At 74.6% G+C, this 13,097-nt stretch carries 13 protein-coding genes; 9 read left to right on the top strand and 4 right to left on the bottom strand.

The features are described 5' to 3' along the window. Positions 1-14: 14 nt before the first annotated feature. Together ACFVFS_RS21790 and ACFVFS_RS21785 are read left to right on the top strand one after the other, a co-directional pair. Positions 15-515 (top strand): YfbM family protein, encoded by a 501-nt coding sequence (locus ACFVFS_RS21790; protein WP_380626255.1) that lies wholly within the window; start codon positions 15-17, stop codon positions 513-515. 148 nt (positions 516-663) lie between these two features. Beyond that, the gene (locus tag ACFVFS_RS21785) at positions 664-1,761 is read left to right on the top strand and encodes a chemotaxis protein (RefSeq protein WP_380626254.1); all 1,098 of its coding nucleotides are present in this window, start codon (positions 664-666) and stop codon (positions 1,759-1,761) included. A gap of 100 nt (positions 1,762-1,861) precedes the next feature. Here ACFVFS_RS21785 and ACFVFS_RS21780 read toward each other — a convergent pair whose 3' ends face one another. Next, positions 1,862-2,155, bottom strand: coding sequence for a helix-turn-helix transcriptional regulator (locus ACFVFS_RS21780; RefSeq protein ID WP_380626253.1), 294 nt, complete (start codon positions 2,153-2,155; stop codon positions 1,862-1,864). 110 nt (positions 2,156-2,265) lie between these two features. On the opposite strand from ACFVFS_RS21780, the gene ACFVFS_RS21775 reads away from it, so the two are divergent. After that, on the top strand, positions 2,266-2,562 hold the full coding sequence (locus tag ACFVFS_RS21775; RefSeq protein WP_380626252.1) for a hypothetical protein: 297 nt from the start codon (positions 2,266-2,268) through the stop codon (positions 2,560-2,562). Between the two features lie 13 nt (positions 2,563-2,575). On the opposite strand, the gene ACFVFS_RS21770 is transcribed toward ACFVFS_RS21775, so the two are convergent. Continuing rightward, on the bottom strand, positions 2,576-5,032 hold the full coding sequence (locus tag ACFVFS_RS21770; protein ID WP_380626251.1) for a SpoIIE family protein phosphatase: 2,457 nt from the start codon (positions 5,030-5,032) through the stop codon (positions 2,576-2,578). Between the two features lie 46 nt (positions 5,033-5,078). Then, positions 5,079-8,531 (bottom strand): HAMP domain-containing protein, encoded by a 3,453-nt coding sequence (locus tag ACFVFS_RS21765; protein WP_380626250.1) that lies wholly within the window; start codon positions 8,529-8,531, stop codon positions 5,079-5,081. Between the two features lie 298 nt (positions 8,532-8,829). Here ACFVFS_RS21765 and ACFVFS_RS21760 point away from each other — a divergent pair, with 298 nt between their 5' ends. The 3 genes from ACFVFS_RS21760 to ACFVFS_RS21750 all read left to right on the top strand — a co-directional run bounded on the left by ACFVFS_RS21760 (position 8,830) and on the right by ACFVFS_RS21750 (position 10,873). Continuing rightward, positions 8,830-9,744, top strand: a complete 915-nt coding sequence (locus ACFVFS_RS21760; protein WP_380626249.1) for a SigB/SigF/SigG family RNA polymerase sigma factor — start codon at positions 8,830-8,832, stop codon at positions 9,742-9,744. Positions 9,745-9,860: 116 nt separating this feature from the next. Then, a complete protein-coding gene (locus ACFVFS_RS21755; RefSeq protein ID WP_380626248.1) occupies positions 9,861-10,256 on the top strand; it encodes an STAS domain-containing protein in 396 nt (131 codons plus the stop codon). 146 nt (positions 10,257-10,402) lie between these two features. Beyond that, positions 10,403-10,873, top strand: a complete 471-nt coding sequence (locus tag ACFVFS_RS21750; protein WP_380626247.1) for an ATP-binding protein — start codon at positions 10,403-10,405, stop codon at positions 10,871-10,873. 46 nt (positions 10,874-10,919) lie between these two features. Here ACFVFS_RS21750 and ACFVFS_RS21745 read toward each other — a convergent pair whose 3' ends face one another. Continuing rightward, positions 10,920-11,702 (bottom strand): hypothetical protein, encoded by a 783-nt coding sequence (locus ACFVFS_RS21745; RefSeq protein WP_380626246.1) that lies wholly within the window; start codon positions 11,700-11,702, stop codon positions 10,920-10,922. Between the two features lie 202 nt (positions 11,703-11,904). Here ACFVFS_RS21745 and ACFVFS_RS21740 point away from each other — a divergent pair, with 202 nt between their 5' ends. From ACFVFS_RS21740 to ACFVFS_RS21730, 3 genes are all read left to right on the top strand, one after another. Further along, positions 11,905-12,303, top strand: a complete 399-nt coding sequence (locus tag ACFVFS_RS21740) for an SsgA family sporulation/cell division regulator (RefSeq protein ID WP_380626245.1) — start codon at positions 11,905-11,907, stop codon at positions 12,301-12,303. A 156-nt stretch (positions 12,304-12,459) separates the two neighbouring features. Beyond that, on the top strand, positions 12,460-12,759 hold the full coding sequence (locus ACFVFS_RS21735; RefSeq protein WP_380626244.1) for a WhiB family transcriptional regulator: 300 nt from the start codon (positions 12,460-12,462) through the stop codon (positions 12,757-12,759). Positions 12,760-12,925: 166 nt separating this feature from the next. Further along, positions 12,926-13,081, top strand: coding sequence for a DUF6131 family protein (locus ACFVFS_RS21730; protein WP_380626243.1), 156 nt, complete (start codon positions 12,926-12,928; stop codon positions 13,079-13,081). The last annotated feature ends 16 nt before the right edge of the window (positions 13,082-13,097 follow it).

Below are 13,097 nucleotides of genomic sequence, written 5' to 3'. Positions count from 1 at the left end.
CCTAGGCTGCGGCCATGAGCATGATCGGGCGGTACCTCCGGCTCAGCGCCGGGGAGTTGGAGCGGGCGGAGCGGGAGCCGGAGTGGGTCCTGGGGCTCGTGGAGGAGCTGGACGAGGCGGACGGCGGTGAGCGTGCGGGCGGTTGGGCGCGGCTGCACGAGACCGGGAAGGCGTGGCAGGCGCTCGACTTCCTGCTCCGGCGCCACGGGTTCCCGGTCGACCTCGTGCACGGTGAGGAGGAGCTGCCGGGGGCGGAGGACTGGGGCTACGGGCCGCCGTCGCGGATCGCCCCGGACCGGGTGCGGCTGGCCTCCGAGGCGCTCGCCGCGCTCGATCCGGGGCGGCTGACCGAGGGGGTCGCGGCGGCGGACCTCCTCGCGGCGAAGGTCTACCCGCAGGGCCTGTGGACGGACGAGGACGCGCTGCACCTGGTGACGGCCGAGTACCGCGCCCTGGCGGACTTCCTCCGGGCGGTCGCGACCCGCCGGCACGGCGTGCTGGTCTGGATCGAGTGAGGGGCGGCGGTGCTGAGCGGGCGGCCGGCGGCGGGCGGCAGGCCGAGTGGCATCTCGGTACATTGAGGACATAGCGGACACCTGTGAGCGGTTCCGGGCTCCGCGTGTCCAGGCAGAGAAGGCCGAGCGGCCTTCGGAAAGGGTCCCCATGCAGCGTGCCCTCAGCCCCGCCGTCCTCGCCGAGCTGCGCCGGCCGAGGCCGTATCCGGCGGTGTCCATCCTGATGCCCACGCACCGCCGGGAGCCGGACAGCGCGCAGGACCCGGTCCGGCTGCGGAACCTGCTGGCCGAGGCCAAGGAGCGGGTCCAGGCCGACCCCGAGGTCTCCCGCGGGGACCGGATCGACGTGCTGGAGCAGCTCGACCGGGCCCTCGCCGAGGTCGACCTGGTGCACGCCGAGGACGGCCTGGCGATCCTCGCCGCCCCCGGGGAGCACCAGGTCTGGTCGCTCGGGCGCACCGCGCCCGCCCGGGTGGTGCTGTCGGACACCTTCCTCACCCGCAACCTGGTCGCCGCCCAGGCCGCCGAGCGCCCCTACTGGGTGCTCGCGGTCGCCGCCGACCGGGTGGTGCTGTGGGGCGGCGACGAGGAGCGGGTCACCGAGGACCGCGGCCACGGGTTCCCGCTGGTGCGGGTCTTCGACAACCCCGACCCCGAGCGGCAGGAGCGCATCGGCGACACGCCCAGCACCTTCCGCGACGAGGAGACCAAGACCTTCCTGCGGCAGGCCGACACCGAGGTCGGCAAGCTGCTCGCCGCCGACCGCCGCCCGCTCTACGTGACCGGCGAGGCCGCCGCGCTCGCCCTGCTGGACGCCGTCGGCCCGATCGCCAAGGAGGCCACCGAGCAGCTCCCGTACGGCGGTCTCGCCCAGGCGGACGCCGAGACGGTCCGCAAGGTGGTCGAGCCCGCCGTGCGCGCCCACGCCGAGCGCGAGACCACCGAGGCCCTCGCCCAACTCGACGCGGCGCGCGGCCGCCAGACCTTCGCCGCCGGCCTGGACGAGGTCTGGCGCGCCGCCGGCGACGGCCGGCTCGGCCGGCTGGTGGTCGAGGAGAACTTCCGCACCACCGTCCGCGACGACGGCGAGCACCTGGTGCCGGCCGCGGCCGAGGAGTCCGGTGCCCGCGAGGACATCGTCGACGAGGTCGTCGAGCGCACCCTCGACACCGGCGGCCTGGTCAGCTTCGTGCCCGACGGCACCCTGTCGGACGCCGGCCGGATCGCCGCCGTCCTGCGGTACTGAGAACCGCGCGGGCCATCTGCGGCACGGCGGCGCACCGGGGACCCCGGTGCGCCGCCGTACGCGTTCCGGGGCCTGTCCGGGGACCTGACGGGCCGGGCGGTCAGTGGAGGAGGACGGACAGCAGCTCGGCGAGGGTGGGCCCGGCGTCGGCGGGATGCCGCAGCTGCTTGCTGTCGATGACGCTGTAGTGGTTGGTCCGTCCCTGGCGCTCGTGGCTGAGGTAGCCGGCCTCCTCCAGGTCGGCGATGATCCGCTGCACGGCGCGCTCGGTCAGCAGGCAGCGGGCGGCGATGTCGCGCACGCGGATGCCGGGGTCACGGGCGATCTGCACGAGCACGCGCGCGTGGTTGGTCAGGAAGGTCCACTGCCGCGAGTTCGCACCGCCGTTCTCCATGGATCAAGGATAGGACCAATGATTCATGATTCCGAACACACGACAAAGAATTCGTGCAATGGTTGACATGTAAGCCGAACGGGCGAACAGTGAACCGGGGAGGTGGTTCGGTGTCCCAGCTGACCAGAGAAGGACTGGAGCGGCTCGCGTCCTTCCTGACCGAGCGCATCGGCCCGCCGTGCGAGGAGGGCGAGCACGCCTCCCGGGTGGAGCCGCTGCGCCGGCAGGTGCGGCACGCCGTCACCGGCATCGACGCCTATCTGAGCGCCGTCGAGGCGAGCGACGCCGCGGCCCGGCACCTGCACGAGCAGGCGCTCGGCCTCTGGCAGGGGCTGGAGCGCATCGCGGACGCCTGGTCCGACCCCGCCGGCGAGGAGGCCGTCCGGCCGGCCCGGCGGGTTCTCTGACGGCCGCGCGCGCCTACCGGACCGCGATCCCGACCAGACAGGTGTCGTCGTCCGTGTCGGCGCTGCTGTAGCGCAGCAGGTGGTCCAGATGCTCCTCCAGCCCGTCCACGCCGTCGGCCGCCGCGGTGCGGGCCTGCTCGGCGAGCGCCATCAGACCGGTCAGCGACGCCTGGAGCGACTCGTCGCGGCGCTCGATCAGCCCGTCGGTGTACATCACGAGCTTGTCGCCCGGCTCCAGCACCAGTTCGCCCTCCGTGTACTCGGCCTGGTCGACGGCGCCGAGCAGGATGCCGCCCAGCTGCGGGAGCATGGTCGCCCGCCCGCCGCGCAGCAGCACCGGCGGCGGGTGGCCCGCCCGCGCCCAGCGCAGCCGGCGCGAGCCGGGCCGGTAGAGGCCGCAGACGGCGGTGGCGGTGACGTTGTCGGTCAGGTGGTGGGTGACGCTGTTCAGCCAGCCCAGCAGCTGGGCCGGCCCGGCCCCGGTGGCGGCCAGGCCGCGCAGCGCGTTGCGCAGGGCGACCATCCCGGTGGCGGCCTCGATGCCGTGGCCGGCGACGTCGCCCACGCACAGCAGCACGTCCCCGGAGGGCAGCGGCAGGGCGTCGTACCAGTCGCCGCCGACCAGGTGGCCCTTCTCGGCCGGCCGGTAGCGCACGCCCACCCGCAGGTCCGGCAGGTCCAGCGGGCCGCGCGCGGGCGGCATGATCGCGTGCTGCAGCTGGAGGGCGAGGCGGCTGCGCTCCGCCGCCTGCTGCTCGCTCTGGGCGAGCTGGTCGCGGGTGGCGGCGAGCGCGACCTCCGTCCAGTGCTGGGCGGAGATGTCCTGGTAGGCGCCGCGCACGGTGCGCAGCCCGCTGCCGGGCTCGTGGACCGGCTCCGCGACGACCCGGATGTGCCGGGTGACGCCGTCGGGGCGCTGCAGCCGGAAGGCCGTGGACGCCGGGCGGTGGTGGTGCAGCAGGGTGCGCAGGAAGCGGCCGAGGGCGTGCCGGTCGTCCGGGTGGGCGTGCTCGGGGAGCTGGTCGAGGGCGATCGGCGGCGCGGTGGGCGGCAGCCCGTGCAGCTCGAACAGGGTGTCGTTCCAGACGATCCGGCGGGTGCGCAGGTCCTCCTCGAAGCCGCCGATCCGGCCCAGCCGCTGCGCGTGCTGGAGCAGCCGGGCCACCCGCGGGGTGCCGTCGTCCAGGCGCCAGACCACCGCCAGGTGGCTGCCGTGGCGGCTGATGCTCACCTGCGCCCGGGTGACCAGCGGCACCCCGTCGACCAGGGCGGCGAGCCGCAGGTCCGGGGTGCGGAACGGCTCCCCGGTGGCGAAGACGTGCTCGACCTTCTCGGCCAGCCCGCCCGGCTCGGCCGCCAGCGGGTAGGCCTCCAGCAGCCGGGCGCCGGCGATGGCGCCGGTGGGCCGGCCGGCGAAGTCGACGAAGGCCGGGTTGACGTGCCGGATCACGAACGGCGGCGGCACGTCGTCGCCGTCGGGCGCCACCCGCAGGACCATGCACGGGTCGAGCAGGCCGTCGGTCAGCTCCCGCAGCTCGTCGAACTGCGTGTCGGCGGCCTCCGGCGTGCGCGGGTCCCGCCCGCCGGCGGACTCCAGGGTGGCGGCGGCCACCTCGGCGAGCGCCTCGAACTGGCGCTGGAGCGGCTGGGACAGCTCCGGCAGCGCCTCGTGCCAGCAGAGCTCCAGGACCCCGATCAGCCGTCCGCCCTTGCCCGCCGGGACGGCCAGCCGGCCGCCGCGGATCTCGTGCTGGCCGACCGAGGGCAGCGAGGCCTCGGCGAGGGTCGGATAGCCGACCGCCGCCCGCTCGTCCAGGGCGCGGCGGGCCGGGGTCGGCACGCCCGGCGGGACGTGGCGCCAGCGGCGGGCCTCCTCCTCGTGGAAGCCGGCGCTCCCGGCCAGCGACAGCGAGAGGTCCGGGTGGGCCGCCCAGACCGCGACGGCCGCCACGCCGAGCGGGCGCAGCGCGTGGTCCAGCATGGCCCGGGCGGCCGCCGCGGCGTCCCCGCCCGCCAGGGCGTCCGCCTCGGTGCTCCGCAGCCGGACCGCCACCGGCTCGGCCGGGCCGTCCGGGGGCACGGCCGCCCCTTCGACGAACGCGCGGGCGAGCGCCGAGATCTGGTCCGCGGCGGCCTGGTTGACCAGGTCGGCGGCCAGCGCCAGGGCCGACACCCCGGCCTGCTCGGCGAGGCCCTCCAGCTGCCCGGCCGCCTCGGTGGGGCCGCAGCGCAGCCGTTCGACCAGCACGCCGACGCCCATCTCCACCACGGCGCGGCCCGCCGAGTGGGCCTGGGCCCGCTCCAGTTCCAGCCGCAGCCGCTCCACGGTGCCGGCCAGCCGCCCGACCGCCGTCGCCTCACCGCCCGCCGTGCCCGCCACCGCGGGGGGACCGGGCTGCGGGCCGACCCGCGGCGCTCCCTCGGACGGCGCGGGAAGGCCCGTGGTCGGGGGGTCCTGGGGCTGCTGCACGGCGGTGACTCCTGGGGCTCGGGGCCGGGGCTTCGGCGGGCGGACGCTACCGGGTCAGGTGGTGCTTGATCCGGGCGACCACCTCGGCCGCCTCGACCGGCTTGGTGATGTAGTCGCTGGCGCCCGAGGCCAGGCTCTTCTCCCGGTCGCCGATCATCGCCTTCGCGGTCACGGCGATGATCGGCAGCCCCTCGTGCTCGGGCATCGCGCGGATCGCCGCGGTGGCCGTGTACCCGTCCATCTCCGGCATCATCACGTCCATCAGGATGACGTCGATCCCGGGGTGCGCGGCCAGCGCCTCCAGCGCCGCGCGGCCGTTCTCCGCCTGGAGCACCCGCAGGCCGTGCAGCTCCAGGATGCTGGTGAGCGCGTAGAGGTTGCGGTCGTCGTCGTCGACCACCAGCGCGGTGCGGCCGGCCAGCGTCGGATCGGCCTCCGGGCTCCAGGCGGTGTCCCGCTCGGTGCCGCGCACCAGCGGCAGCACGGCCCCGGGCCGGTCGGCGCTCATGTGCAGCGCGACGCGCTCGCGCAGCTCGTCCAGGCTGGACAGGAACTCCAGGGGCCTGCTGCCGTCGCGGCGCACGGCGTGCTCGTCCTCCGCGCCGACGCCCCGGTTGTGGTGCGCCAGCACCGGGACGGCGTGCAGCGCCGGGTCGCGCTCCATCTCCTCCAGGAGCCTTGCCGCGGTGCCGTCGGGCAGGTCGAGCTCCAGGACGACGCAGTGGCAGGCGGAGGTGGCCAGCGCGGTGGCGGCCTCCTGGGCGCCGACCGCGGTGACGATCTCCACCTGGCGCTGCGCACCGGCGTAGCGGGCCAGGTCGGCCACGGCGTTCTCGGCCACCAGGGACAGCAGGCCGTTCGGGCGGCCCTCCACCACGAGCAGGCGGCGCGGACCGTCGGCGGCCGGGTGGCCGCCGGGGCCGTGCTCCTCGCCGCCGGCCGGCTCCGGGGCGCGGCTCAGCGCCCGGCGCGGAGCGCCGTCGGTGCCGACGGCCGTGTCGGGCCGGGTGGCGGGCAGGTACAGGGTGAAGGTGCTGCCCCGGCCGAGGGTGCTCTCGACGGTGATGGCGCCGCCGAGCAGGTAGGCGATCTCCCGGCTGATCGACAGGCCGAGACCGGTGCCGCCGTACTTGCGGCTGGTGGTGCCGTCGGCCTGCTGGAAGGCGCCGAAGACGGTCTCCAGGTGCTGGGGTGCGATGCCGATCCCGGTGTCGCCCACCCGGAAGGCGAGCACCGGGCCGTCGCGCCGTACGCCGTCGGGGAGTTCGGCCGCGGCGGCCGGCTCGATGCGCAGCTCGATCCGGCCCTGCTCGGTGAACTTGACCGCGTTGGACAGCAGGTTGCGCAGCACCTGGCGCAACCGGTAGTCGTCGGTGGCGAGTTCGGCGGGCACGCCGTCGACCGTCTGGACGGCGAAGGCCAGGTTCTTCTGACCGGTCATCGGGCGGAAGGTGGCCTCGACGTAGTCGAGCAGCGCGCGCAGCGGCACGGCCTCGACGTTGACGTCCATCTTGCCCGCCTCGACCTTGGAGAGGTCGAGGATGTCGTTGATCAGCTGGAGCAGGTCGGAGCCGGCCGAGTGGATGATGCCGGCGTACTCGACCTGCTTGGCGGTCAGGTTCCGGGTGGGGTTCTGGGCGAGCAGCTGGGCCAGGATCAGCAGGCTGTTGAGCGGGGTGCGCAGCTCGTGGCTCATGTTGGCCAGGAACTCCGACTTGTACGTCGAGGCGAGCGAGACCTGGTGGGCGCGGTCCTCCAGCTCCTGGCGGGCCTGCTCGATCTGCAGGTTCTTGGCCTCGATGTCGCGGTTCTGCGCGGCGAGCAGCTCGGCCTTCTCCTCCAGTTCCGCGTTGGAGGCCTGGAGCTCCTCCTGGCGGGCCTGCAACTCCTGGGAGCGGGCTTGGAGTTCGCCGGTGAGCCGCTGGGACTCGCCGAGCAGTTCGTCGGTCCTGGCGTTGGCGATGATGGTGTTGACGTTGACGCCGATGGTCTCCATCAGCTGGTCGAGGAAGTCCCGGTGAACCTGGGTGAACGGCTGGACGGAGGCCAGTTCGATCACCCCGAGGACCTGCTCCTCGACCACGATCGGCAGCACCACCAGGGACAGCGAGCCGGTGCGGCCGAGCCCGGAGGAGGCGGCCAGGTAGTCGGACGGCAGCGAGTCGACGGTGATGGTCCGCCGGCTGCGGGCCGCCTGGCCGACGAACGACTCGCCCAGCCGGAAGCGGGTGGGGCGCTCGCCGTCGGGGAACGCGTAGGCGCCGACGAGCTGCAGCGCCGTCCCGTCGGGGCCCTCCTCGGCGAGGTAGAAGGCGCCGCACTGCGCGGAGACCAGCGGGGCGAGCTCGTCCATCACGGACTCGGCGACGACCACGAGGTCGCGCCGGCCCTGCATCAGCGCCGAGAAGCGTGCCAGGTTGGTCTTCAGCCAGTCCTGCTCCTCGTTGGCGCGGGTGGTCTCGCGCAGCGACTCCACCATGAAGTTGACGTTGTCCTTGAGGTCGGCGACCTCGCCGGAGGCGTCGACGGTGATCGAGCGGGTGAGGTCGCCGGCGGCGACGGCACTGGTCACCTCGGCGATCGAGCGCACCTGCCGGGTGAGGTTGCCGGCGAGGCGGTTGACGTTCTCGGTCAGCCGCTTCCAGGTGCCGGAGACGCCGTCCACCTGGGCCTGGCCGCCGAGCCGCCCCTCGGAGCCGACCTCGCGGGCGACCCGGGTCACCTCGTCGGCGAAGGAGCTGAGCTGGTCGACCATCGTGTTGATGGTCTCCTTCAGTTCCAGGATCTCGCCGCGGGCGTTGACGGTGATCTTCTGCGAGAGGTCGCCGCCGGCCACCGCGGTGGCCACCTGGGCGATCGCCCGGACCTGGCCGGTGAGGTTGCCGGCCATGAAGTTCACCGAGTGGGTGAGGTCGCGCCACGTCCCCGAGACGCCCTTCACGTCGGCCTGGCCGCCGAGGATGCCCTCGGTGCCGACCTCGCGGGCGACCCGGGTCACCTCGCCGGCGAAGGAGCTGAGCTGGTCGACCATCGTGTTGACGGTGTTCTTCAGCTCCAGGATCTCGCCGCGGGCGTCGACGGTGATCTTCTGCGACAGGTCTCCCTTGGCGACCGCGGTGGCCACCTGGGCGATGTCGCGCACCTGGGTGGTGAGGTTGCCGGCCATCGCGTTGACCGAGTCGGTGAGGTCCGCCCAGGAGCCGGAGACGCCCGGGACCTGGGCCTGGCCGCCGAGCTGTCCCTCGGTGCCGACCTCGCGGGCGACCCGGGTCACCTCGGAGGTGAAGCGGGACAGCTGGTCGACCATGCCGTTGAACACGGTGGCGATCTCGCCCAGCAGGCCGTCCGCGTCGTCCGGCAGCTCGGTGCCGAAGTCGCCGTCCCGCACCGCGGTCAGCCCGGCGAGCAGCAGCCGCAGCTCGGGCTCGCCCACGTGCGCGGTGTCGGGTCCCTCGCCCTGGTCGGGCTGCGGGCCGTGGAAGGTCGTGGGGCCGGCCATCGAACGCTCGCCTCCGTAGAACACCCGGCCGCGCGGCCCGGCGTTCGATCCTGGGCGCCGCGGGCACGGGTCGGCCGACCGGTCCCCGGGCGCGTTGTGTACCGTCCCCGGAGGCTACCCCACCCCTTACCGAGCTTGAAAACGGTTGGTGCCCGAGGCAACCTTCTTGGTGGTTCCGTTGCCCCGGGGGCGTCGGCCGGTCGATCGTCCGCAGAAAACCTTCACAATCGGCGACTGCATCCTTTGGCCCATCCGGGGTAACGGCGCAGGACCGTACCGACTCGACGGAAGGACTCCCATGGTGGCCCCCACCGGTGAACTGCTCGTTTCCGCCGCTGCGTCGACGGAGGTCCCGTCCGCCGCGACCCGGCCCGGGATCGCCTCCCCGGGCGGACTGCGGGACCTGCTGCCGCCCGAACTGGCGGCCGTGGAGGACCCGCGCGAGGTCGCGCCCGCGGACGCCCGCGAACTCACCAAGGTGCTGCTGCGCCGCCTGGCGACCCTGGAGGAGGGGACCCGGGAGTACTCGTACGTCCGCTCCACGCTGGTGGAGATGAACCTCTCCCTGGTGCGGTTCGCGATCCGCCGCTTCGACTCGCACCGCGAGCCGAAGGAGGACCTGCTCCAGGTCGGCGCCCTCGGCCTGATCAAGGCCATCGACCGGTTCGATCCCGAACTCGGTGTGGAGTTCACCACCTTCGCCCTCCCGACCGTGCTCGGCGAGATCCGGCGGCACTTCCGCGACACCACCTGGGCCGTCCACGTCCCGCGCCGCCTCCAGGAGCTGCGCATCACGCTGGCCAGGGCCCAGGAGCGCCTGGCCCAGCGCCTTGACCGCGCCCCGACCGTCGCCGAGCTGGCCGAGCACGTGGGGATCAGCGCCGAGGAGGTGGTCGAGGGCCTCACCGCGGCCAACGGCCACACCGCGGGCTCCCTGGACGGCGGTGGCGGCGAGGACGGCGACGGCCCCGGCCCGCTGGCCGATCACCTCGGCGAGGACGACCGCGAACTCGACCTCGTCGAGGACCTGGTCGCGCTCAAGCCGCTGGTGACGGCCCTGCCGGAGCGCGAGCGCCTGATCCTCTCCATGCGCTTCTGCGAGGACATGACGCAGTCCCAGATCGGTGCCCGCCTCGGCCTGTCGCAGATGCACGTCTCCCGGCTCCTGAGCCGCACGCTGCGACATCTGCGGCAGGGGATGGAGGCCGCCTGACCGCACCGCGAGGTGCCGCCACCGGGGGCGCGAGGGTCCCGATTTACCACCCCTCACTTGGCCGACGGGCGCGATCTCCGTATGGTCGGAAGGCACGGACATGGAGGGGAACGACGATGATGCCATCCGACAACCACCGGGGAGAGACTGTGCTGGCGGCCTCCCAACCGCGTCCGGAACTGGTGGTGGAGACCCGCCCGGGACCGGACGGAGCCGCGGTCTGCGTCCTGGCCGGAGACCTGGACGTCGAGACGCTGGCGCCGGCCGCCGAGGCCCTCGCCGGCCTGGTCGCCCAACGGCCCACGGCCGTGGTGATCGACCTGCGCGGGGTGGGCTTCTGCGACTCCTCGGGCCTGAACGTCCTGCTCCGCACCCGCCTCGCGGCGGAGCGGGCGGGCCTGGAGCTGCGGCTCGCCGCCGTTCCGCCCACGGTCATGCGGGTCCTCGACCTGACCGGGGCGCGGACGGTGTTCGCCATCCACGAGTCGGTCGGCGCGGCCCTGGCGGGATGAGCCGGGGCGCGCGCCGTCCCGTCCGGCGCGCGGGATCCGGAGCGGCGCACTTCGGGCGCCCTCCGGCCCGGCGGCAGGCATAATTCCGGAACCGCCGGGAAACCGACCAAGCGGAAAACGCCGTCGATCCGAAAGGGTGCCCTCCTATGACGCTGAGCCGGGGAACCCTGGACGGAGAACCCCAGCAGGCCGGGCCCGCGGCACCTCCGGGCGGCCAGCGCCGACGGCTGACCCTCGCCGGGCTGCCCAAGCCGGTCGCCCACGCGAGAAGGTTCACCGCCCAGGCGCTCGCCGACTGGTACCCGTCCGGTACCGGTGACGGGGCGGCCGAGGACATCGTGCTGCTGGCGGCGGAGCTGGTCGCCAACGCGATGCTGCACGGCGACGGCCCGCTGGAGATGGTCCTGGACGTCACCGCGGCCCGCCTGCGGGTCGAGGTCAGCGACCGCAGCCCGGTCATGCCCACCCCGCGCCAGCCGCACAACCCGGCCCTGCCCGGCGGTCACGGCCTGTTCATCGTGGAGCGCACCGCCGACCGCTGGGGCGCCGAGCCGCACAGCCAGGGCAAGGCGATCTGGGCCGAGGTCGACACCGCGCGCCTCCTGCGCGGCCACTGAGAGGCCACTGAGCGGCGCCCGGCCGTCCACCGGCCGGGGCGGCCTCCTACAGGCCCTCGACCGCGCGGGCGTCGCCCGTCAGTGCGTAGCGCCGGCAGGCCAGCAGTTCGTCGCAGGTGCTGCCGACCTCCTCCGCGAGCAGGTGCAGGACCGGCTCGCAGTCGTGGTCCGAGAGGTAGCCCGGTGCGACGCGCAGGGCGAGCAGGCCCAGCTCCCGGAAGCCGCCCCGCAGCCGCCGCTGCGTGTCCAGCCCCTCGGCGACGGTGGCGCGCCAGGCCTCGACGTCCATGCCGTCCGGCCCGTGGACGGTCCGCAGATCGGCGGGCGGGACGTCCGGGCGCTCGCGGAGCTCGGCGACGGCGTCGGCCACGGCGGCGGCGACCCGGCCGGGCTCCTGCGGCTCGTCGCCGGCCTCCGCGCGCAGCAGGCCCAGGCGCTCGGCGAGCAGATCGGCCAGCTCGGACAGCCGGCCGCGCAGCTCCACCACCGCCCCCACGTCCAGCACCGCCCAGGTGTCCCAGGAATGGGCGAACGAGGGGCCGGCCGCGCGGGCCACGGTCTCCTCGATCACCCCGGCGGCGGCCGCGAGGTCCAGCAGCCGGTAGGCCGTGGGCCGGGGGACTCCGAGTTCGGCCATGGCGTAGGCGTCCCACGAGGGATGGCCCAGCGCCGCCCACGCCCGGCCCTGGTGCGCGGCGCGCACCCTCCGGGTCAGCACCAGCGCGGCGGTGCGGGGCTCCGCCACCGCCGCGCGCAGCTCGTCCGTCAGACGCCGCGCGTCGGCCCCGCCGACCGCGGTGTCCACCTGGGGGTTGCGGGTGTCCTCCATACGCCTTGCTTGCCCGCTGCGCGGCGGACGAACCACCGGATAGCGGGGCGAACCGTGCGTGACCGCCCGGCTCCGAACGGGCGTCCGCGCCCGTTCCGCCCGCCGGGTGGCGCGCCGGCCGATTCCGTGGCATGGGCGGGGGCCGCCGGGGCAGACGGTGCCCACAGCGTTCGACAGGACGAGTCGAGGGAGGGCGAGGCCGATGTCCGACATGGTGGCGGCACAGCTGAGGATGCGTCTGATCACCGGCGAGGCACAGGGGCGGGACCTGGACGTCGAGTGCCGCTACGAGAGCGGCGACCCGTTCGCCGTCCACCTGGACTTCGGCGCCGACGAAGGGGCCGTCTGGGTCCTGGCCCGCGACCTGCTGGCGGCCGGCCTGCGCGGGCCGGTGGGCGACGGCGACATCCACATCGAGCCCAGCGGCACCGGCGAGCACGTCTTCATCGCCCTGGGCGGCGAGGACGGGGTGGCGCTCCTGAACGCCCCGATGCGCCCGCTCGCCCGCTTCCTGCGCGACACCGGCCGGGCGGTCCCGGTCGGCTCCGAGTCCGACCGCATCGACTGGGACCGCTGCATCAGGGACCTGCTCTCCGCCTGACCGCCTTGACCGGCCTGACCGCCTTGACCGGCCTGACCGGCCTGACCGGCCGCACCGGCCGCACCGAGCATCCGGACCGACCGGGCATGAACCGCCGGATCGGGGTTAGACGGGCGGGTGACACCGACCACCGTCCCGCGTCAGGAAAGGGCCGCCGTGACCGACATCTCCCGCCTCCCCGGAGCCGCCGAGCAGCACTGGAGCTGGCAGCTGGACGGAGCCTGCCGCACCGTCGACAGCAGCATCTTCTTCCACCCGGTCAACGAGCGCGGCGCCGCCGCGAAGGAGCGCGAGCAGCACGCGAAGTCGGTCTGCGCCCGCTGTCCGGTACGGGTGGCGTGCCGGCGGTACGCGCTGGCCACCCGGGAGCCCTACGGCGTGTGGGGCGGGCTGACGGAGGAGGAGCGGCGTGCGCTGTTCACCGAGGCCTCCGCACCGGGCACCCGGGTCGCGTAGCGCGGGCCGGGACCGCTGCCGCGACCCCCGGCGCCGCGGCGACCCGCGCGACGGCCGTGTTTGCCCGACCGGGAGGGTGGTACACGCAGCGCCAGGGCGGGGCCCGGGAGTGGCAGCTCACCGGCCCTCCGCGGCTCCGCCCGTCCGCACCCACCGGGAGGCTTCCGTGATCGTCCTCGGCGTCATACTGCTCATCATCGGCTTCGTCACCGGCATCTCGGTGCTCTGGACCATCGGCATCGTCCTCGTGCTCGTCGGCCTCGTGCTGTGGGTCGCCGGCGCCCTCGGCCACGCCGTCGGCGGACGCCGCCACTACTACTGAGCACCCGTCCACGGCC

It is taken from the genome of Kitasatospora sp. NPDC057692 (genome assembly GCF_042799475.1).
Lineage (GTDB): Bacteria > Actinomycetota > Actinomycetes > Streptomycetales > Streptomycetaceae > Kitasatospora.
Note: the sequence above shows the minus strand (reverse complement) of the source record. Positions and strands in the feature narration are given on the sequence as shown.

What these genes read in the sequence shown, in the direction of transcription:
- ACFVFS_RS21790 (WP_380626255.1), top strand. Translation starts at nt 15, where the DNA reads ATGAGCATGATCGGGCGGTACCTCCGGCTCAGCGCCGGGGAGTTGGAG.
- ACFVFS_RS21785 (WP_380626254.1), top strand. Translation starts at nt 664, where the DNA reads ATGCAGCGTGCCCTCAGCCCCGCCGTCCTCGCCGAGCTGCGCCGGCCG.
- ACFVFS_RS21780 (WP_380626253.1), bottom strand. Translation starts at nt 2,155, where the DNA reads ATGGAGAACGGCGGTGCGAACTCGCGGCAGTGGACCTTCCTGACCAAC.
- ACFVFS_RS21765 (WP_380626250.1), bottom strand. Translation starts at nt 8,531, where the DNA reads ATGGCCGGCCCCACGACCTTCCACGGCCCGCAGCCCGACCAGGGCGAG.
- ACFVFS_RS21760 (WP_380626249.1), top strand. Translation starts at nt 8,830, where the DNA reads ATGGTGGCCCCCACCGGTGAACTGCTCGTTTCCGCCGCTGCGTCGACG.
- ACFVFS_RS21755 (WP_380626248.1), top strand. Translation starts at nt 9,861, where the DNA reads ATGATGCCATCCGACAACCACCGGGGAGAGACTGTGCTGGCGGCCTCC.
- ACFVFS_RS21750 (WP_380626247.1), top strand. Translation starts at nt 10,403, where the DNA reads ATGACGCTGAGCCGGGGAACCCTGGACGGAGAACCCCAGCAGGCCGGG.
- ACFVFS_RS21745 (WP_380626246.1), bottom strand. Translation starts at nt 11,702, where the DNA reads ATGGAGGACACCCGCAACCCCCAGGTGGACACCGCGGTCGGCGGGGCC.
- ACFVFS_RS21740 (WP_380626245.1), top strand. Translation starts at nt 11,905, where the DNA reads ATGTCCGACATGGTGGCGGCACAGCTGAGGATGCGTCTGATCACCGGC.